The organism is Chitinophaga sancti, assembly GCF_034087045.1.
Classification (GTDB): domain Bacteria; phylum Bacteroidota; class Bacteroidia; order Chitinophagales; family Chitinophagaceae; genus Chitinophaga; species Chitinophaga sancti_B.
This window is the reverse complement of record NZ_CP139247.1, coordinates 1,449,738-1,469,844: the sequence shown is the minus strand read 5'-3', so window position 1 is coordinate 1,469,844 and position 20,107 is coordinate 1,449,738. Positions and strand designations below refer to the sequence as shown.

General features: G+C 43.6%; 20 protein-coding genes. 11 read left to right on the top strand and 9 right to left on the bottom strand.

The features are described 5' to 3' along the window. The first annotated feature begins 8 nt into the window (after positions 1-8). Positions 9-764 carry a LytR/AlgR family response regulator transcription factor gene (locus SIO70_RS06170; RefSeq protein WP_320580080.1) on the top strand — a complete coding sequence of 252 codons (756 nt, stop codon included), beginning with the start codon at positions 9-11 and terminating at the stop codon, positions 762-764. Between the two features lie 47 nt (positions 765-811). Here SIO70_RS06170 and rho read toward each other — a convergent pair whose 3' ends face one another. Further along, on the bottom strand, positions 812-2,527 hold the full coding sequence (rho, locus tag SIO70_RS06165; protein WP_414017923.1) for a transcription termination factor Rho: 1,716 nt from the start codon (positions 2,525-2,527) through the stop codon (positions 812-814). A gap of 481 nt (positions 2,528-3,008) precedes the next feature. Here rho and asnS point away from each other — a divergent pair, with 481 nt between their 5' ends. The 4 genes from asnS to chrA all read left to right on the top strand — a co-directional run bounded on the left by asnS (position 3,009) and on the right by chrA (position 7,393). Beyond that, a complete protein-coding gene (gene asnS / locus SIO70_RS06160) occupies positions 3,009-4,448 on the top strand; it encodes an asparagine--tRNA ligase (protein WP_320580078.1) in 1,440 nt (479 codons plus the stop codon). 103 nt (positions 4,449-4,551) lie between these two features. After that, positions 4,552-5,058, top strand: a complete 507-nt coding sequence (locus SIO70_RS06155) for a biopolymer transporter ExbD (RefSeq protein ID WP_320580077.1) — start codon at positions 4,552-4,554, stop codon at positions 5,056-5,058. 38 nt (positions 5,059-5,096) lie between these two features. Continuing rightward, complete coding sequence (locus SIO70_RS06150) at positions 5,097-6,053, top strand: isopenicillin N synthase family dioxygenase (RefSeq protein ID WP_320580076.1); 957 nt, start codon at positions 5,097-5,099, stop codon at positions 6,051-6,053. A gap of 146 nt (positions 6,054-6,199) precedes the next feature. After that, complete coding sequence (chrA, locus tag SIO70_RS06145) at positions 6,200-7,393, top strand: chromate efflux transporter (protein WP_320580075.1); 1,194 nt, start codon at positions 6,200-6,202, stop codon at positions 7,391-7,393. A gap of 7 nt (positions 7,394-7,400) precedes the next feature. On the opposite strand, the gene SIO70_RS06140 is transcribed toward chrA, so the two are convergent. Beyond that, entirely contained in the window at positions 7,401-8,174 is a 774-nt protein-coding gene (locus SIO70_RS06140; RefSeq protein WP_320580074.1) for a Ku protein, read from the bottom strand. An 85-nt stretch (positions 8,175-8,259) separates the two neighbouring features. On the opposite strand from SIO70_RS06140, the gene SIO70_RS06135 reads away from it, so the two are divergent. Further along, entirely contained in the window at positions 8,260-8,607 is a 348-nt protein-coding gene (locus tag SIO70_RS06135; RefSeq protein WP_320580073.1) for a hypothetical protein, read from the top strand. Between the two features lie 44 nt (positions 8,608-8,651). Here SIO70_RS06135 and SIO70_RS06130 read toward each other — a convergent pair whose 3' ends face one another. The 3 genes from SIO70_RS06130 to SIO70_RS06120 form a co-directional block, all read right to left on the bottom strand. Continuing rightward, a complete protein-coding gene (locus SIO70_RS06130; protein WP_320580072.1) occupies positions 8,652-9,701 on the bottom strand; it encodes a DNA topoisomerase IB in 1,050 nt (349 codons plus the stop codon). Positions 9,702-9,779: 78 nt separating this feature from the next. After that, the gene (locus SIO70_RS06125; protein WP_320580071.1) at positions 9,780-10,319 is read right to left on the bottom strand and encodes a ferritin-like domain-containing protein; all 540 of its coding nucleotides are present in this window, start codon (positions 10,317-10,319) and stop codon (positions 9,780-9,782) included. Between the two features lie 13 nt (positions 10,320-10,332). Beyond that, a complete protein-coding gene (locus SIO70_RS06120; protein ID WP_320580070.1) occupies positions 10,333-10,542 on the bottom strand; it encodes a hypothetical protein in 210 nt (69 codons plus the stop codon). A 261-nt stretch (positions 10,543-10,803) separates the two neighbouring features. Between SIO70_RS06120 and SIO70_RS06115 the strand changes: the two genes are divergently transcribed. The 3 genes from SIO70_RS06115 to SIO70_RS06105 are packed head-to-tail and all read left to right on the top strand — an operon-like array spanning position 10,804 to position 14,121. Beyond that, the gene (locus SIO70_RS06115) at positions 10,804-12,243 is read left to right on the top strand and encodes a sensor histidine kinase (RefSeq protein ID WP_320580069.1); all 1,440 of its coding nucleotides are present in this window, start codon (positions 10,804-10,806) and stop codon (positions 12,241-12,243) included. Further along, on the top strand, positions 12,230-12,685 hold the full coding sequence (locus SIO70_RS06110) for a response regulator (protein WP_320580068.1): 456 nt from the start codon (positions 12,230-12,232) through the stop codon (positions 12,683-12,685). The genes SIO70_RS06115 and SIO70_RS06110 overlap by 14 nt, the downstream gene beginning before the upstream one ends. 2 nt (positions 12,686-12,687) lie before the next feature. After that, positions 12,688-14,121 (top strand): ATP-binding protein, encoded by a 1,434-nt coding sequence (locus SIO70_RS06105; RefSeq protein WP_320580067.1) that lies wholly within the window; start codon positions 12,688-12,690, stop codon positions 14,119-14,121. Between the two features lie 38 nt (positions 14,122-14,159). On the opposite strand, the gene SIO70_RS06100 is transcribed toward SIO70_RS06105, so the two are convergent. The 3 genes from SIO70_RS06100 to SIO70_RS06090 all read right to left on the bottom strand — a co-directional run bounded on the left by SIO70_RS06100 (position 14,160) and on the right by SIO70_RS06090 (position 16,696). Then, positions 14,160-14,621 carry a low affinity iron permease family protein gene (locus SIO70_RS06100; RefSeq protein WP_320580066.1) on the bottom strand — a complete coding sequence of 154 codons (462 nt, stop codon included), beginning with the start codon at positions 14,619-14,621 and terminating at the stop codon, positions 14,160-14,162. Positions 14,622-14,727: 106 nt separating this feature from the next. Beyond that, the gene (locus SIO70_RS06095) at positions 14,728-16,197 is read right to left on the bottom strand and encodes a sigma-54 dependent transcriptional regulator (protein ID WP_320580065.1); all 1,470 of its coding nucleotides are present in this window, start codon (positions 16,195-16,197) and stop codon (positions 14,728-14,730) included. Positions 16,198-16,267: 70 nt separating this feature from the next. Beyond that, complete coding sequence (locus SIO70_RS06090; protein ID WP_320580064.1) at positions 16,268-16,696, bottom strand: response regulator; 429 nt, start codon at positions 16,694-16,696, stop codon at positions 16,268-16,270. Between the two features lie 753 nt (positions 16,697-17,449). On the opposite strand from SIO70_RS06090, the gene SIO70_RS06085 reads away from it, so the two are divergent. Both SIO70_RS06085 and SIO70_RS06080 read left to right on the top strand, forming a co-directional pair. Next, positions 17,450-17,689: a hypothetical protein gene (locus SIO70_RS06085; RefSeq protein WP_320580063.1), complete on the top strand. Its 240-nt coding sequence runs from the start codon at positions 17,450-17,452 to the stop codon at positions 17,687-17,689. 33 nt (positions 17,690-17,722) lie between these two features. After that, a complete protein-coding gene (locus SIO70_RS06080; RefSeq protein ID WP_320580062.1) occupies positions 17,723-19,036 on the top strand; it encodes a DEAD/DEAH box helicase in 1,314 nt (437 codons plus the stop codon). On the opposite strand, the gene SIO70_RS06075 is transcribed toward SIO70_RS06080, so the two are convergent. After that, positions 19,029-20,033 carry an NAD(P)H-dependent glycerol-3-phosphate dehydrogenase gene (locus tag SIO70_RS06075; protein ID WP_320580061.1) on the bottom strand — a complete coding sequence of 335 codons (1,005 nt, stop codon included), beginning with the start codon at positions 20,031-20,033 and terminating at the stop codon, positions 19,029-19,031. The two genes, SIO70_RS06080 and SIO70_RS06075, sit on opposite strands and share 8 nt — an antisense overlap. Positions 20,034-20,107 lie beyond the last annotated feature (74 nt).

The window sequence follows — 20,107 nt, the reverse complement described above, 5'->3', positions numbered from 1 at the left end:
TAGACTTTATGATAAAGGCCGTAATTATAGATGACGAGCGCAATAGCCGGGACATCATTTCCCTGATGCTGGAAAAGTATTGTCCTCAGGTAGAAATTGTAGCTACTGCTTCTGACTGTGCTGATGGTATAGCTACAATCCGGGAATTCCAGCCCGAGTTGGTTTTCCTCGACCTTGAAATGCCTGATGGAACCGGGTTTGATGTATTACTGGGCACACAGAACGTACCGCCGTTTGAAGCGGTGTTTGTCACTGCATTTGAAAAAAAATTCCTGCATGCGATCCGTTTCAGCGAAGTGGAAATTATTTTAAAACCAATAGATCGGGAAAGTCTCACAACAGCCATTACCATTATCGGTGCAAGGCTGGCAGCGGGAAAAAGTAAAGACAGATACAAAGTACTGCTGGCTAATTTTAACAAGGGTCGGAATACAAGTCTGGAACTGGTATTGCCACAGTCAGAAGGAGATGATACCACCATCACTTTATCTACCATTACTTACCTGGAAGCACTGGGCGATAAAACATTGTTTTACCTGGACGATCATCACCAGGTACAGGCGAACAGGCCATTCCGATACTATGCAGATCTATTCAGTACCTTAAGATTTTACCAGGTCAATAATCTACAGATGGCGCAGATGAGTCAGATCAGCCATGTAAGTACAGAAGGAGGAAATGTAGTGATGAGAAATGGTGTGACACTGGAAGTAGCAGAACGACGAAAAAAAGATCTACTCTTACACTTAAAACAGTTTAAATAAAAAAGCATCCCGGTTGGGATGCTTTTTTATTTATGGTTGGGAGTTGCTTATCCGTTCATAGAGATCAGGAACTCATCATTATTTTTAGTCCCCCTCATGTGCTGTAACATGAAGTGCATGGATTCTTCTGTATTCATATCCGCGAGGTGATTGCGGAGAATGTGAAGGCGTTTCAGATGATCCTTATCGAGGAGCAGATCATCACGGCGGGTAGAGGAAGCTGATACGTCGATAGCAGGGAAGATACGTCTGTTCGCCAGTTTACGATCCAGTTGTAATTCCATGTTACCGGTACCTTTGAATTCTTCGAAGATCACTTCGTCCATTTTAGAACCAGTATCGATCAGTGCAGTTGCAAGGATGGTCAGTGAACCACCATTTTCGATCTTACGGGCTGCACCGAAGAATTGTTTTGGTTTCTGCATAGCGTTTGCTTCCACACCACCACTCAGTACTTTACCTGAAGCAGGAGCTACGGTGTTGTGCGCACGGGCGAGGCGGGTGATGGAATCCAACAGGATCACTACATCATGTCCGCATTCTACCAGGCGTTTTGCTTTTTGCAGTGCGATGGCAGAAACTTTCACGTGCTTTTCAGCTGGTTCATCGAAAGTAGAAGCGATGACTTCTGCTTTTACGCTACGTTCCATATCGGTTACCTCTTCCGGACGCTCATCGATGAGCACTACCATCAGATAAACTTCAGGGTGGTTCGTTGCGATTGCATTTGCTACTTCTTTCAGCAACATGGTTTTACCCACCTTAGGCTGTGCTACGATCAGACCACGCTGACCTTTACCTATAGGGGTAAACATGTCCATGATGCGGGTAGAGTAGTTATTAGAAGTAGTAGTTAGTCTTAATTTCTCGAAAGGAAACAGAGGTGTCAGGTAATCGAATGGTACGCGGTCACGTACTTCTTCAGGTGATTTACCATTGATCGTTTCTACTTTCAGGAGAGCGAAGTATTTCTCACCTTCTTTCGGAGGTCTAACGGAACCTTTAACGGTATCGCCTGTCTTGAGACCGAATAATTTGATCTGGGAAGGAGACACGTAAATATCATCAGGAGAGCTGAGGTAGTTATAATCAGATGAGCGGAGGAAACCATAGCCATCAGGCATCATTTCCAGTACCCCTTCGCTGAGGATAATACCATCAAATTCTATATTGAAAGCAGGTTCTTTCTGCTTGTTGTTGAAACGTTGTTTCTGCGGCACGATAGGCTCTTCCGGCATTACGAAGTCGTCGTCGTCATCCTCTTCTTCCTCATCGTCTTCTTCATCCTCTTCTACTACTACTTTTTTTGCAGGAGCAGCAACAGGCGCCTTGGTATTAGTAATTACTTCTTCCTCTTCATCCTCTTCGTCTTCAGTAAACTGAGGGATGATTTCATCGTCGTCGTCGTCAAATGTAAGGGAAGGAATACTATCCAGATCTATATCGAAGTCTTTCTTTTTGGGTTTGGTTTCGGATGCCTTAGGTTCTTCAACTTCTTTAGCTTTATTGAGTGCTCCAGGTTTTCTACCGCGTTTTGGTTTTTCATCTGATGCGGCTTCTGCTACTGGTTCTTCGTGTTCGTCTTCTTTTTTTGTTGATTTCCGTTTACGTGTCTTCTTTTCTTCTCCATTGGCCGGGTTACCTTCTGAGGCCATTACTGCCTGCTTGTCGAGAATTTTGTAGATAAGATCCTGTTTGCTCAGTTTTTTGGCGTTTGGCACATCCAGTTTCTCTGCAATGTCAAGCAGCTCAGGAACGAGCATGTCGTTCAGTTGTAAGATGTCGTACATCATCGTGTGTTGTCAAATTTTAGAAGTGTTGCAAGGTGGGTACCACTACATACCAACATACACCAATTACAAAATAATTGTTTTTTGAGTCCAATAAATTTAATCTGGTTATTAAATCTGATAGGGAATGTTGAGTTTAGGACTGCTGATGAAGATGTGAATTTGAACTTAATCAGACAGATTGTAACGCAAGATTAAAACAACTTTCGCTATTATCCAAAAAAAAAGCAGGTTCCAAAATGCCTGTAATCCGGCCCTGAGGCCCTTTGGAGAGCAGTTTCAGGGAGGAAAACACCGGCCCACAGCCTGTCTTCGGATATGGTCCCGCTTATTGCCCGCAACTTTCCTGCCAAATCGGGGATAACAGTATTTTTCCACATTTAACATTTTATTTGGAAAAGGGTGCAGAATCACCCTTATCACTTAAATTTGCAATCCTAAAATTTACATTAATATGAGCCAAAGAACGAAGGTTAAGCAAATCCTGCTTGACGACAAAACAGACTACAACGTGGTGGTAAAAGGCTGGATACGGTCTTTCCGTAACAACCAGTTCATAGCTTTGAACGATGGCTCTACCAATAATAATATCCAGATTGTATTGGATCAGAACTCTGTTTCTGCTGAACTAATCAAGCGTCTGACCACAGGTGCTGCCATCAGCGTATCAGGGACTGTAATTCCATCTCTGGGTAAAGGCCAGCGCGTAGAGATCAAAGCTGTAGAACTGGAAATTCTGGGTGACTGTGATGGTGAGAAATATCCCCTGCAGCTGAAAAACCGCCCGAGCCTGGAATATCTGCGTGAAATTGCACACCTGCGTTTCCGCACCAACACCTTCGGGTCTGTATTCCGCCTGCGTCATGCACTGGCTTTTGCTGTACACAAATTCTTTAACGAAAAAGGCTTTGTATACCTGCACACGCCTATCATCACTGCATCTGACGCGGAAGGTGCCGGCGAAATGTTTCACGTAAGTACCCTGGATCCTAAAAATCCACCCCTGACTGAAGATGGTAACATTGATTATAAAGAAGACTTCTTTGGCAGAGCGACCAATCTGACCGTATCTGGTCAGCTGGAAGGCGAACTGGGAGCAATGGCATTCGGTGATGTCTACACCTTTGGCCCTACCTTCCGCGCAGAGAATTCCAATACAGCCCGTCACCTTGCTGAGTTTTGGATGATCGAACCAGAAATGGCTTTCTATGACCTGGAAGACAATATGAACCTGGCAGAGGCTTTCATCAAATCCGTAATCGGTTATGTGCTGGAAAATAACCGGGAAGACCTGGAATTCCTGGCTGCACGCCTTGCTGAGGAAGAAAAGCAAAAACCACAGCAGGAAAGAAGTGAAATGGGGCTGATCGAAAAACTGGAGTTTGTACTGAACAATGAATTCCAGCGTCTCACTTACACAGAAGCAATTGACATTCTGAAAAACAGTAAGCCAAATAAATCAAAGAAATTCAACTACCTGATCGAAGAATGGGGTGCAGATCTGCAGAGTGAGCACGAACGTTACCTGGTTGAAAAGCACTTCAAGAAACCTGTGATACTCACAGATTATCCTGCGGCGATCAAGGCTTTCTACATGAAGCAGAACGATGACGGCAAAACCGTTAGAGCAATGGATATTCTCTTCCCGGGTATCGGTGAAATTGTAGGTGGTTCTCAGCGTGAAGAAAACTACGACAAGCTGGTAAGACGTATGGAAGAAATGAAACTGCCAGTAGAAGAAATGAGCTGGTACCTGGATACAAGACGCTATGGTAGTGCTCCGCATGCAGGTTTCGGCTTAGGTTTTGAAAGACTGGTACTGTTTGTAACAGGTATGGGAAATATCAGAGACGTGATTCCTTTCCCAAGAACTCCAAAGAGTGCAGAGTTTTAATTCTTAATATGCACAATATTTAAAATGGCTCCGGGGTGAAAATCCGAAGCCATTTTTTTATGGAATATTGTTACGCCCGCGTCTATATTATAAATCTTTTGTTATGGCTGAAATGAACACCCAATCCAACCCTGGCAAACAAAGAGGTGGCCAGCGCGCTAAGAAACTGAATACCCGGGTAGATATGACCCCTATGGTAGACCTGGGATTCCTGTTGATCACTTTTTTCATGTTGACCACTACTCTCCTGCAACCAAAAACCATGGACCTGATCATGCCTCGTGACGACGGTAAACCACAGCCACTGGCCGAAAGCAATGCTATGACCGTACTGCTCGGCGCTAACAATACCGTAAAATATTATGAAGGCATGTATCATCCCGAAGACGTAAAAACCATTACCTATGCGGATATCAGGGATGCGATCATCAAAAAGAAAAAAGAGATCATGAAAAGAACCGGCGACAATAAACTGATGGTACTGATCAAAGCCAACAACGACGCCAACTATAAAAATGTAGTAGATATCATGGACGAAATGCTTATCAACCGCGTAGACCGTTATGCCATGGTAGACATTACAGACGAAGAAAAAGCATTACTGAAATAGTCATTTTCTATACCTTAGTGATGTAAATCGCATTAACTATGGTAACGACACATTCCATCCCTGTTGTAGACCTCGCCGCCTTTACAAAGGGCGACGCCGCCAGCAAAGCAGCCTTTGTGCAGCAGCTGGGTAAAGCTTATGAGGAAGTAGGATTTGTAGCAGTAAAAAATCACGGTATTCCCGACAAGCTGATTGAAGACCTGTATAAGTATGTACAGCAGTTCTTCGCATTACCAGCTGATGTAAAGCGCAGTTACGAAATTCCGGAACTGGCAGGCCAGCGTGGTTATACTTCATTTGGTAAAGAACATGCAAAAGGATTTGATGCCCCAGATCTGAAAGAGTTTTTCCAGTTTGGACAAACTGTAACAGATGGTGATCCGATTGCCAAAGAATATCCGGATAACGTAGCAGTGAAGGAACTGCCGGCTTTCACACCTACCTGCACAGCAGCTTATAAAGCTTTTGAAGCTTCAGGTATCTCCCTGTTACAGGCTATTGCACTGTACCTGGGTCTGGATGAGCATTACTTCGACCTGTTTGTTCATAACGGTAATTCTATCCTGAGAGCGATTCACTACCCTCCTATCAAAGATGAACCTAAGTCTGCCATCCGCGCAGAACAGCATGAGGATATCAACCTGATCACCCTGCTGGTAGGTGCTTCTGCAGATGGTCTGCAGATCCTGGATAAACAGAATAACTGGGTACCGGTGACTTCACTGCCTGAGCAAATCGTAGTAAATGTGGGCGATATGCTGCAAAGACTGACGAACAATAAACTAAAGTCTACCACACACCGCGTAGTAAATCCACCTCGTGAACTGTGGGGTACCAGCAGATTCTCTATTCCATTCTTCCTGCATCCTAAGTCAGAGATGCCGCTGAATTGTCTTGAAAACACAATAGATGCAGCACATCCGAGGGAGTATGAACCAATTACCGCCGGTGAGTACCTGGATGAACGATTGAGAGAAATAGGATTAAAGAAATAATTCCCTTTTAAATAAGCCGGCCATCTCTGGCCGGCTTTATTTATGATAAATATCATAGTTAACCCACAAAATCAACCTTTTGTCGCATAAATGTTTGATATCTTCAATATTTTAATGAAATTCGGGCAGCCGTAATTTCCCGCATAGTGTTTCTTCGTCATATTCCGTTCCTGCGGGCTGTTTTTTTACACAGTTTAACAGCCTATGGTGGCCCGCAAGGTCACCTGGCTATGATGTTGCAGACATTCGTGCAGCAAAGAAAGGATGTGACAGAGCAGGAGTTGATGGAATACAATGCTTTCTGTCAGCTGCTCCCCGGAGCTTCTTCTTCCCAGACCCTCACCCTCATCGGCTACAAACGTGGAGGTGTACCACTGGCAGTCGCCACCCTGCTCATATGGATTGCACCAGCCTGTTTTTTGATGGGATCTCTTAGTTTCCTCTTACAATATTTTGATCAGAAGGCCCTGCATACAGACATTTTCAAGTATGTACAACCCATGGCGGTAGGCTTCCTCATTTATGGCAGTTTCCGGGCTTTCAGTATCAGTATCCGTAACCTGGCCACTTTTATCATCATGGTAGTGGCCTTACTCACGGCCATCTACCTGAAGTCTCCATGGACGTTTCCCGCCCTGATCATCCTTGGTGGCATTGTCTCTAACTTCAGTAACAAGCGTATTCCTGATATTCCTGACCAGCCTAAAAAGATCCAATGGACCAACATCTGGTTGTTTGCCACTCTCTTTATACTCGCAGGTGTATTCTCTGAAGTAGCCCGTACGCACAACTGGATCACCCGTCGTCCGTTCAACCTGTTTGAAAACTTTTATCGTTTCGGCAGCCTTGTATTTGGTGGTGGTGATATATTGATTGCGATGATGCTGGAACAATATGTAACCCGTGCAAAATCGGCATTTATGAGTGCAGAGGAGTTACTGACAGGTGCAGGTATTATGCGTGCCTTGCCAGGACCTACATTCTCTATTACTGCTTATGTGGGGGGAATGGTAATGCGCAACCTGGGACCGGGGTATCAGTTGCTGGGTTGTATGCTGGCGCCAATTGCTATCTTTTTACCCAGCTTGCTGCTGGTTTTATTCTTCTTCCCAATCTGGACCAATCTGAAAAAATATGTAGTCATCTATCGTGCATTGGAAGGTATCAATGCCGCTGTGGTAGGTATCATGTGGGCGGCGACCTTCATGTTATTTATGGCCATACCGCACACATGGTACAATATTGCAATCGCCCTGAGCACACTGGCAATATTGGCATTCTCACGTCTCCCCTCTCCTTTTATCGTACTTGCCTGTCTGGTACTTGGTTGGTTAATGTAATCAATCATCATGATGCCCGCTTACCCCCGCTACCCAGACTGGCTTTCAGCTGACTAAACAGGTCTGTACTCTTTGTATGCACCACGTTCATCTTCTTCACCGCACGCTTCTTACCACTCGCTTTTTGTTTGATAATTTTCAGCAGCTCTGCATGATATTCATCTTTAAACCGACTAATGTCAAATTCTGTGGTATAACTTTCAACCAGCTTTACTGCCATATCCAACTCTTTTTTCTGGATCCTGGCAGCAGGCAATGTCAGCTCCTCAGGTGTGCGAATTTCTTCCTGAAAACGGAGTTGATGCAATAGTAAATAATTATCCCGTGGGCGGATCACTACAATATGCTCACTGGTGCGCAACACAAATCTGCCGATACCAGCTTTCCCTGTTTGTTCAAGCGTTTTCAGCAATAATGCATATGCTTTCGTACCTGATTTTTCCGGTTCTATAAAGTAAGGTGTCTCGAAATAAATATCATCAATCTCAGTTTCCTCTACAAAAGATTCAATGGTAATGATCTTTGTTTTTTCAGGACTTGCGGCCTCAAAATCTTCATCTTCCAGTATAATGTATTCATCATTATACTGGTATCCTTTTACTATTTTATCCCATGGTACTTCTTTACCAGTGCTTTCATTTACCCGGTGAAATTTTATGTGTGCCTGATCACGCTTGTCAAGCATATCAAGGTCGAGCCTGCTGTCTTTGACTGCGCTGTACAGTTTTACCGGAATATTGACCAGCCCGAAGCCGATAGTCCCTGACCATATTGCTCTCATAATAATTGATTTATACTTCTATTGGCATCCAAAGGATATGCCATGGCACGGCTTTTGGATTTTTAATCTGTAAAAACCTTTGTTTATGGAAAAGCCAGGTGAAATGACAACACTTACCAGAGTGTTAGAAAAATTGCACACTAAGGGTCTGGATCATGAGTTGGTAATGAGTGACCATGGCCGCTTGCAGAATAAAGAAAAACAAAAGATCTACAACCCTGATGAGTTGAAGATCATTAAAACCTACCGATTTGAAGGTGAATCAGATCCCGGAGATATGTCAATATTGTATCTTATAGAAGACAAAGAAGGAGAAATTGGGTATGTTCTGGATGCTTATGGGGCCTATAGTACGCACGAAGAATCAGGGTTTGATGAATTTATTCAGAAAATACCGGTAGAGGACAGAGAAGATCAAATGATCTTTGCCTAAATTAATAACTACTAAAACTTATTGACTGACGGACGATTGTTGTTTTACGATCGTCCGTCTTTCATAAATTTCAACAGCACCCTCTCATCATTGTGTAACCCACCTTTAGGAACCTTTTCCCTTCCGGCTTTCAATGCATCCAGATACGGACCGAGCTTACATTGTTCATATGCTTCTACAAGACGGGGATGGATGTAATATTTCTTACACACGGCCATGGTATTGCCCAGTTTTCCCGCTACGCTATCGATAATACCTACCAGGTTTTGTTTGCACTCATGTTGCGACTCAAAAGGCGTCAGATCTGCCAACAGGTTTAATGCATGCAGGGTACCTGACCAGGTACGAAAATCCTTGCAGGTAAAGTCTTCTCCTGTCCAGAGTTTCAGGTATTCATTAATATCGCCGGAGTCGAGTGATTTATGATCTCCTGCTTCATAGTATTGAAACAATTCCTGACCGGGAATATCTCTTACTTTCTGCAGCAATCTGGCAAGTTGGCGATGCTTAAGTGTGATCTGGTGTATTACTCCTTTTTTGCCTTTAAACTTGAAGAAAGCCGTTCCATCACTTATTTTCACATGCTGATCACGCAATGTGGTCAGGCCATAGGAGCCATACAGTTTTTCATAAGCTACATTGCCTACGCGGATCAGGGTTTCCTGCATAACACTGAGTGCAATGGCGATCACTTTTCCCTTATCGAGTGTTTTCTTTTTCAGTGCCTCATCTATATTGCGGCGCAATTGCGGTAGTTTCTCCCCAAAATGTAGCAGGCGGTCGTATTTGGTTTCGTTGCGCACCTTGGCCCAGGTAGAATGATAGCGGTATTGTCTTCTGCCCATGGCATCGATGCCAGTAGCCTGCAGGTGACCATTTGGATAAGGAGAAATCCATACTTCCTGCCAGGCGGGTGGAATTACTAATCCCCTGATGCGATGCAATGTATCCTCATCAGTAATCTTCTCACCATGCTGATCCTGGTAGTAAAAACCACTTCTTGTTTTTACACGGGAATAACCCGCGGTACCAGATCTTACATATCTCAATTTCACTGCCCTTGCGGTGGCCATTGCTTCGGCTACTACATCCATAATTTAACCTTTTAAAAAGGCTCCATACATTTTACAATGCAGGAGCCTGAGGGTTCTCAATGATTAGTAAGAAAAAAACTATTCTGCTGCAGCTTCTTCATTGATAGAAGATTCTGCTATTTGTGTGAGCAGACTGTCTGCTTCTTTTTCTTCGCCCAGTGTCTGCTCCAGTACGGATGCTACATCATCATGTCCCATGATATGTGCGAGTGTACGCAGGCTACCATAAGCTGAGATTTCGTAGTGTTCAATTTTCTGGGAACAGATGATGATACCTGCATCTCTTACTGCTGTATCTTCTTCTGTATCGTCTACTACTTCCTGACCTTCTGAAATCAGGCCTTCCATGGCTTCACATTTCTTGGCTCTTGGTGCTTGTCCCAACATTTCGAATACCTGTTCCAGTCTTTCAACATGTCCTTTAGTTTGTTCCTGGTGATCTGTAATAGCGTTGATCAGTTCCTGGGAAGTGGCTGCTTTAGCCATTTTACCCAGTGCCTTTACCAGATTTTTTTCAGCCCAATAAATATCTTTCAGCTCATCCATGAAAAGCTTATGGAATTTTGATTCAGGCATGGCGCTTTTTGATGCTGCCTTTTTTTTAGTAGTCGTTGCCATAATTTTTGGAGTTTTATGCTTTAGGATTAGGTGGAGTACGATGTGTGTCATGATCAGGCACCTCGTTCGGAACCGGGTTTCTTTCTGGCCCCTGGGGTGATGGCGGAGGTGTGATCTCCGGACCGGGAGCTGGGTTTGGATTCGTTGGAGGTGTTTGTATCGGTTGTTTTTCAGGTACGCCTCCTGGAGGCGGATCACCTGCGAACATTGTATAGTGTATCATGATGATCAGTTTTTACAGAAAATAAAAACAAAGTTCATTCCCGGTGCCAGATTTTGATGCATAAATCCCAAAAACCATTTACCCACAACCCTTCACCACAAATAGTTTCATAGGCATATAACCAACGTTGACAGCTATATTTTTTCATGCAGCAGCCACGGCTGCACATGGTGTAGACAAGTGATTTCATATTGTAGAATTTGTTTCCGTTTCGGAACCCGGAACTTTTTAGTACATTCGAATGCTGTCGAATAAACTACCATGCATATCCCGGTTCAGAAAAAGCTACGAGCAGGATTTTTTATAGCTGCTACTGTAATGATCATTGCTTCTGTTTGCTCTTATATTGTTACTAAGAACCTGCTTGATAATGCTAGATGGATGAACCACACCATTGAAGTATCCAAAAGGCTGGAAGTAATCACCAAGCAGGTAAAAGATGCGGAAGCTGCAATCCGCGGTTTTAGCATCACCAGGGACACTGCCTTCCTGCGACCCAGTATGCAGGAACGGAGCATCAGGATTGAAGAAGAATACCTGCATCTACGCCAGGTAACAAGTGGTTCGCCGCAACAACGGCTACACCTTGATACGCTGAAACAACTCCTGGATAATAAATACAAACAACTCGCTGCCGGCGAAACCAAATGGCGTTCTTTCCGGAAAGACACTTCCTCGGTACAGGAAGGTGAAAAATCAATGGATAAGATAGATAGGAAAGTACAGGATATGATGAAGATCGAAGAACAGCACCTGCCGGAAAAATCTGAGATGCAGCGATTTTATTCCATGATATGGGTGCCTGTTATATTTATTTCTTCACTCATTGCCATCTTCATAGGCATCTATTCCTATGTGACCCTCACACGGGAATATCGCCTGCAATTACACATTGAATCAAGATTAAAATCTTACCAGCGGGACCTGCAACAAAACATCAGTCTGTTAAATAAATCCAACGAAGAACTGGAACAATTCGCTTATGTAGCCAGTCATGACCTGCAGGAACCCTTGCGCAAGATCTCTACCTTCAGCGACCGGTTGCAAATGAAATACGGCTCTCAACTCCCTACCGAAGCCAATGAACTATTGGAACGCATGGGAGCTGCAGTGACCCGCATGCGTATATTGATCAGTGACCTGCTGCTTTTTTCAAGAGCTGGCCGCATTACCCCTGAGAATATTGTAAAAACAGACCTGAATACCCTGCTTCAACAGGTATGCAGTGACCTGGAAGAAAGTCTTCAGGAAAAGAAAGGTACTATTCATTCAGAAGTGTTGCCTGTAATAGAAGGCAATCTCACCTCTTTGCAACAGCTCATTCAGAACATCCTCACAAATGCAATTAAGTTCGCCAGCCCCGAGCGGCAACTGGAAATCAATATCCGTTGTCAGCTCCTGAAAGGTGCTGCACTGGACATCCCCGTGAGAGAAAATCAACTGGAAGATACCTTTTGCCGTCTTTCATTTGAAGATAATGGTATAGGATTTGAACCGGCCTATGCCGAGCGCATCTTTTTGCTTTTTCAGCGGTTACATGGCATGAGCGAATACTCAGGGACTGGTATTGGCCTGGCTATCTGTAAAAAAATCACAGACAGTCATCATGGTTACATCAAAGCTCATGGAGAAGCAGGCAAAGGCGCCAGTTTTATAGTTATATTACCACTTACCCAAACCCATCAGGATGAGCAGTATTAAACCTGCCGGAAAAATTAGCATCCTTATTGCTGATGATGATGCAGATGACCGGGAACTGATCAAGGCCGCATTTGAAGAAAACAGTACAGATCATCAGATTAGCTTCGTGGAAAACGGGGAAGAGCTGTTGCTCTACCTGAAGCGGAGTGGGCAGTATGCGGATGAAACGCTACACCCTCTTCCACACATCATACTGCTGGACCTCAATATGCCCAAGAAAGATGGTCGTGAGGCATTAAAAGAGGTAAAGGCTGATCCTTTATTAAAGAGTATACCTGTTATCATTCTTACTACCTCCATGGAAGAAAAGGATATTGCTAAGAGCTACGAACTGGGTGTAAACAGTTATATCATCAAACCGGTAACTTTTTCAGGTCTCGTAGAATTTACCAATGTATTAAGTAAATATTGGTTCGAAATTGCAGAACTGCCAAACATTTAAGAATGACTGATCAACCTGTTCACATATTGATGATCGATGATGATGAAGATGACTTTTACCTGGTAAGCCAGTTATTGCAGGACATCTCTCCGGGTCAGTACGATCTGGCCTGGGCACCTACTTATTCAAAAGCAGTGGAGGAAGTAGAGCGGAAAAAGCATGATATCTACCTAGTAGATTATCGCCTGGGACCATATACAGGTATCGACATCCTTCATCACTTCCAACAGCTGCAATACAAAGCACCCGTGATTATGCTCACGGGTAAAGGGGATTACAGTATAGATAAGGAAGCCATGCAGGCAGGTGCCTCTGACTACCTCGTAAAAGGAGAAATCAGTGCAGACCTGCTGGAACGCTCCATTCGCTATGCCCTGGATGAGGCCCGCCACCTGCGCACCATCGAAGAAAAAGAAAAAAAATACTTTAGTGTGTTTGAAAAAGCACATGACCTCATCATACTCGCAGATTGTGACAAGAACGTCATCGATGCAAACCCCGCAGCCATCAGGACCCTGCTGTATAGCAAGGAAGAATTCCTGCAGATGAATTTGAAAAAACTATTTTTCCAGGAAGAACAAAGCCGCCACTTCTTCGACCACATCTGTGGAGAAGACAGTAGTCTGCAAACAGAGTATAACTTCGTGACCAAAGAAGGTAAAAAACTGGATGTAATGGTCAGCGCAGTGATGCTGGATGAAGCAGAACAGATCTTCCTCTGTATTGCACAGGATATCACCGAACGAAAAAGAGAAGAACTGGAAAAGCAACAGCAACAGAAGTTCATCGTCACCGGTCGCATTGCCCGCGTGATCGCTCATGAGGTAAGAAATCCGCTCACCAATATCCTGCTGGCCGTAAGCCAGTTCAAAGGTGAACCGGTGAGTGTGGAAGAAAGCCAGGTATATGTAGATATCATAGAGCGCAACTGTACCCGCATCAATCAGCTCATTACAGAACTGCTCAGTTCTACCCGTATGATAGAGCTGAACATCCATGCACATGGTGCAAATGAACTGACAGAAAAAGCATTGCTGCTGGCGAAAGACAGGTTGCAACTGAATGAAATAAAAGTCAAAAAAGAATACATTTACCCCGACATCATGGTACCTGCTGATGAAGAAAAAGTAATCATTGCATTACTCAACATCATCATCAATGCTATTGAGGCGATGACACCAGGTAAGGGGGTGCTCACAATTAATACAGAGCGCCTGAAAGACAAGGCGATTATCATGATCAGTGATAATGGTCCAGGCATACCTGAAGAAACGAAAATGAGGCTGTTTGACCCCTTCTTTACGAACAAACCGAAAGGTACCGGTCTGGGGTTAACAAGTACCCAAAACATTATAATGAACCACAAAGGAACCGTACATGTAGAAAGTGAGATTGATAAAGGCAGTGTATTTACGGTCGTTTTGCCCGCTAACTAATCACATAAAAAGGCCGGAGACTTTATAGTGATCCGGCCTTAATTTTTTTCATCCACTTCTATCTTGTCTTCTGCATTTTCGATTGCCTCTTCTACAGAGTGTGACTCTTTCATCGACATCTTCTTTTTCGTTTCCTCCGCCAGCTTGCAATAATATTTATGCAGGGTATCCAGTTCTTCTTCTGATAAATCTTCGACCACAATAAGGCGATTACTCGCCATTTTATTGGCTGCAATTAATTCATTCAGTTTTAACTGTAATGATTTGGAATCTTTATTCTGTGACTTTTGTATTACGAACACCATTAGAAAAGTGATGATAGTAGTACCCGTATTGATGACCAGCTGCCATGTATCGGAATAATGAAATACCGGCCCTGTAAGTCCCCATATAACTATTGCTAACAGAGCAAGAAAGAACGCTCCCGGCGAACCTGTGATATGACTGACTTTACTTGAAAATTTCTCAAAAAAATTTCCATTGTCTTGTTGCGCTTTCATGATGTTGTATTTATACTTAAGTAAGGCAAATAATATACCTGTTAAAAAATAAAAAAGGGGCGCTATAAAGCGCCCCACAATAAACTATAAACAAACACTATATTGATCAATAATTTATATTCAGTAACCGGAGCTTGTTGTACAGGGTTTTCCTGTCAATATTCAACAACTGCGCGGCCTTCGTTTTATTGTATTTTACCTCTTTGAGTACGTTGATGATCTTATTGTATTCAGCCTGCAATGCAACTGTTTTCAGATCATTTTCGTTGGTAATAGAAATCAATTCACCTGACATATTCACCTGATGATCTTCATCATAAGATGGTTGTTGGGAGAATGATTCTTTCATTTCCAGTGGTAATGTAGACAGCGTGATATCTTCATGTTCCGGTGTTAACAGGCAGGCACGGCGAATCACATTTTTCAGTTCGCGGATATTACCGGGCCAGTTGTAACGGTTGAAGCAATCCCATACTTCATGTGTAATCTTACCACAGTTCTTTTGCAGTTCTCCTTCCACCTGACGCATGAAAGCATCTACGAATAAAGACAGATCTTCTACTCTCTCACGCAATGGCGGAATATAAATAGTGAACTCATTGAAGCGATGGAAAAGGTCTTCACGGAAACGGCCTTTCTGTACAGATTCAGACAGCTTCTCGTTGCTCGCTACGATGATGCGCACATCAATCGGAATTTCCTTCAGGTTACCAACACGACGGATCACTTTTTCCTGGATCACACGCAGCAGGGCTACCTGTATATCGTAAGAGAGGTTTGCCACTTCATCGAGGAAGAGCGTACCGCCATGTGCCTGTTCAAAGGCGCCGATCTTGGTATTGATCGCACCGGTGAAGGCTCCTTTTTCGTGACCGAACAATTCACTTGCAGCCAGTTCTTTCGAAAGGCTTCCACAGTCCAATGCTACAAAAGGTTGAGAATGACGTTTACTATGGTGGTGAATGAGGTGGGCAACAGATTCTTTACCCGTACCTGTTTCACCAAATATGATAGTACTATAATCGGTAGGCGCTACGAGCTTAATCTGGCGGATTAGTTCGCGGGCACCAGCACTTTCCCCATATACATATTTATTACTCTTATCGATCATCTCTCCATTTTGTACATCTGCAATGGCAGCAGCGGCAGGTCTTTCTCCTACACTGCCATTGTAAGTTCTGGCAGGCATAGAATTTTCCCTTTCGCGTTCGGAATCCATGTGCGCGAAGGCTTTATGTACAAGGTTGAGGATTTCGTCCGGATACAATGGTTTTGATAAATAATCATAAGCACCATTTTTCACCATATCTACTGCGACCCTTACATCGGTATAACCGGTGATGATGATCACGATTGTACGGGGATTGATTTGCAATATGTCCTGTAATAACTGAGCACCATCTGTATCCTTTAAACGATAGTCACACAACACCAGATCAAATGTTTTCTCCTTCATCATTTTCAGCGCAGTGGCACCGCTCATAGTAGTATCTACTTTGAAGCCGTGTTTGCCCAGAAACTTACTAAGCAGTGTACAAATATTGATCTCATCGTCTATAATCAGAATATTTCTCATAAAAGTTATATGTGGTGTTAGAACAACAGCTTTTTTAAATTTACTAATTAATACCTTTCATTGCAACGCATTATCTGCTTAACATGTTACTCATCAGCTCATCCAGACTTTTTACATTGAATGGCTTGGCGAGGAAGTAACTGGCACCCGCCTTGAGTGCTTTCTGTTTTTCCATACCATTATCATAAGCGCTAATGGTGACAACTGGCAGGGCTGGGCATTTTTTCTTAATGCCAGGTAATGCTTCCAATCCCGACCCATCTGGCAGATGGATATCCAGGAAAAGCAAATCCGGTTGTTGCTGCTGCAAATACTGCGTTCCCTCCGTGAGTGAATGCACATATTTTACATTATATCCATGCTTAACAAGACTCAACTGTAGCAGTATACAGATATCCGGTTCATCGTCAATAATCAGAATAAATGACTTGTTCATCCCCTCATGCGTATATAGTGTGTCGGATGGGGGTCCCACATCCGGTTTAATATGCTGTGACATGCTTACACTTGTTCCATTAATAAATGATTATCAAAAACATAGGAGGATCCTTTGGCTTCAATTCACACTTCACCTATTTTTCCCACTCCTTTTTCAGTATAGTAGTTCCAAATATCAATCCATTATACCTGTGGCAGCTTCTGCAAGATATTCCATACAAATGTGTGGAATTATTTCCACAATACATGATCCCTATTACCCCAATTCCCAGGGCAGAAGTGTGGAATCAGGGGTTGGACCGCGTGGTATGGTAATTGAAACCGTTATCCACGAAGCATAACATTTTTTCATTCATAGCTGTTGTTTTAGTTTATTGTCCTGGGTGCGAACCCGGGACAATCTTTTTTATGCCTGTTCCTATAGCATGTCCTTAGTACAATAAGGGTACTAATAGGGCACCAAAAGGGCACCTCATTATCTCTGGGATAATGAGGTGCCCTTTTGGTGTAGTTATAATGACCTGTTTATGATAAGGCCTGGTTATATTCAATCAGGCTTTTTTTAGTCGATCGACTATTTTTTTTCATTAACATGGCGTTCACAAAATTCTGAGATCAAGACGCTACATTTGACTCAGACGACGAAAAGCTAATTCAGACGCCTTGCCTGTGAGCAGGCTCATCATCATTTATTTATACATTTTATTAACAGGTTCTTGAGGCGACTGCCTGGCTAAAATAATAGCCAGGCCAGCGCCATCAGTTATTCTGTGAAAACCGCTATTCTTTATTCATCTAAAACCTCAATCTTCACATGCGTACGCTTGCTTGTAGTATTACAGTCAACGGGGTCAGCAGGAAAATATCCCTGCGTAAAAAAGCCAAAGAGAAAAAATATCTTGTAGTTATGAAAGGAGATGTGCTGGAATACACCTTTGACAAAGACAATATACTTTCACAGTCAGCAGGTCCGGCTATTACTGAGGCCGGTCTATCTGAACATATTGAATGGATGATCCGGAACTATTTCGGACCCGAGCCTTCCGCTCAATAGCGTTTGAATAACTTACCGTACTTTTGCCCCGCAATGCAAAATGTATACGAAAATATCCTCTCTGCGCTCCAGATCGATGCGCTAAATGAGATGCAAGAGGCATCTATCAAGGCAAATCAGGAAGCAGACAATGTCATCCTGCTCTCAGACACCGGCTCTGGTAAGACCCTGGGCTTCTTAATACCTGTACTGGAATCACTGGACAAAACAGTATCCGGTACCCAGGCCCTGATCGTCGTGCCTTCCAGAGAACTGGCCCTTCAGATCGAAAATGTGTGGAAAAACATGCGTACAGGTGTAAAAATCACTTGCTGCTATGGTGGCCATAAGAGAGAGACGGAAGAAAATAATCTCCAGGAAGCACCTGCCCTCATAGTTGGTACCCCTGGCAGACTGGGAGACCACATCCGTAGGGAGAATATCAAACCTGAGACTATCAAAATGCTGGTACTGGACGAGTTTGACAAGTCGTTGGAACTGGGTTTTGTAGATGAACTGGAATTTATCCTCAACGGACTCACCGGACTGAAAAAGCGCCTGCTCACCTCCGCAACCGACACTGTAGAAATACCTGAATTTGTAAACATGGAAAATCCGGTAACCCTGGATTTCCTGAGTGGCGAACCCGCTCCTGCCCTGGCTATTCAATACCTGGAAAGTCCTGAAAAAGATAAACTTGACACCCTGTTCGAGCTTGTCTGCAAACTGGGTAACCGCTCTACCATCATCTTCTGTAACCACCGTGATGCTGTAGAGCGTACCAACTCCCTGCTTAAGGATAAGGGTCTGGTAAGCGTGTTCTATCATGGCGCCATGGAGCAACATGAAAGAGAAGCGGCTCTCGCCAAATTCAGAAATGGCTCCTCCAACCTCCTTGTCACTACCGACCTGGCAGCAAGAGGACTGGATATTCCAAACATCCGTTACATCATTCATTATCACCTGCCTACCACAGAGGCGATCTTCACCCATAGAAACGGTCGTACAGCCAGAATGGATGCCAGTGGCACCGCCATCCTGATCATTGGCCCTGATGAGCACCTGCCGGATTATATCTCCGAAGAGGTGAACCTGATCTCTGTAGAAGGTGATTATGAAATTCCTGAAAAACCAAAATGGACGACCTTCTTTATAGGTGCCGGTAAGAAGGACAAGGTGAATAAGATCGATATCGTAGGCTTCCTGAGCAACAGGGGTGAACTGAAGAAAGAAGATATCGGCTTAATTGAAGTGAAAGATTTCTACTCTTTTGTAGCGGTACGAAAGAGCAAGGCCAGTCATGTGCTGAACCTCATACAAAATCAAAAGATCAAGAATAAGAAAGTGAAAATAGCTATCGCTAAATAAAACCTTTTTCCAGCGCCAGAAATGCTTCCGCAGCATTCTGGTGCTGCCATAATATGGAAAATACCGCCTGTGCTACAGGCATATATGCCCCCACCTGCTCATTCATTTCTTTCAGACACTTACTGGCATAGTACCCTTCGGCAATCATGTTCAGCTCCAGCTGTGCAGACTTCACGCTATATCCCTTACCAATCATATTGCCAAAGGTACGATTACGGCTATGGAGGCTATAGCAGGTCACCAGCAGATCGCCCAGGTAGGCGCTGGCATTGTAGTTATGCTCTATTATAGGTTCTGTATGGTCCTGACTATAAGTTTCCAGGAACTGCTGCATCTCTCTGAAGCAGTTTGTGATATATACACTGAGAAAGTTGTCTCCATAGTCCAGGCCATGGGCAATACCGGCACCCAATGCATAAATATTCTTTAATACAGCCGCCAGTTGTACACCAATCACGTCTTTGTTGACAATGGTCTGTAAATAACTATTTGTAAAAAGATCCGCCATTTGCTGAGCAGCATCTTCTTCCAGACCGGAGAAGGTAAGATAAGAAAGCTTTTCATTGGCTACCTCTTCTGCATGGCAGGGACCCGTGATAGTAAAGTATTGATCTAAAGGAAGATTGAAGATATCTTCGAGGTATTCGTTGATGAGTTGGTTAGCCCCAGGCACCAGACCTTTGATAGCGTTGATCACCTTTTTTCCTTGCAGGGCATCCGTCGGTAATTGTAAAAGCACTTCTTCCAGGAAGGCGGAAGGCACCGCCAGTACAAGTACATCGCTGGCTGCCACTACAGCTTCCAGGTCATTGCTCAACTGTATCAGATTGGTATCAAAGTATACAGATGTGAGATAATGTTTATTGTGGTGGCGTTGCTGCATATAACGGATCGTCTCTTCACTTCTGATCCACCAGTTGATCTGTCTGCCATTGTCCGTTAATATTTTGGCCATGGCTGTAGCCCAGCTGCCGCTACCAATGATTCCTGCTTTCATCTCTGTATCTATTTGGTCTATACTCCAATATCCTGCAAAGTAAAGGAACTTCAATAAAAAAACGCTTTTGCCAC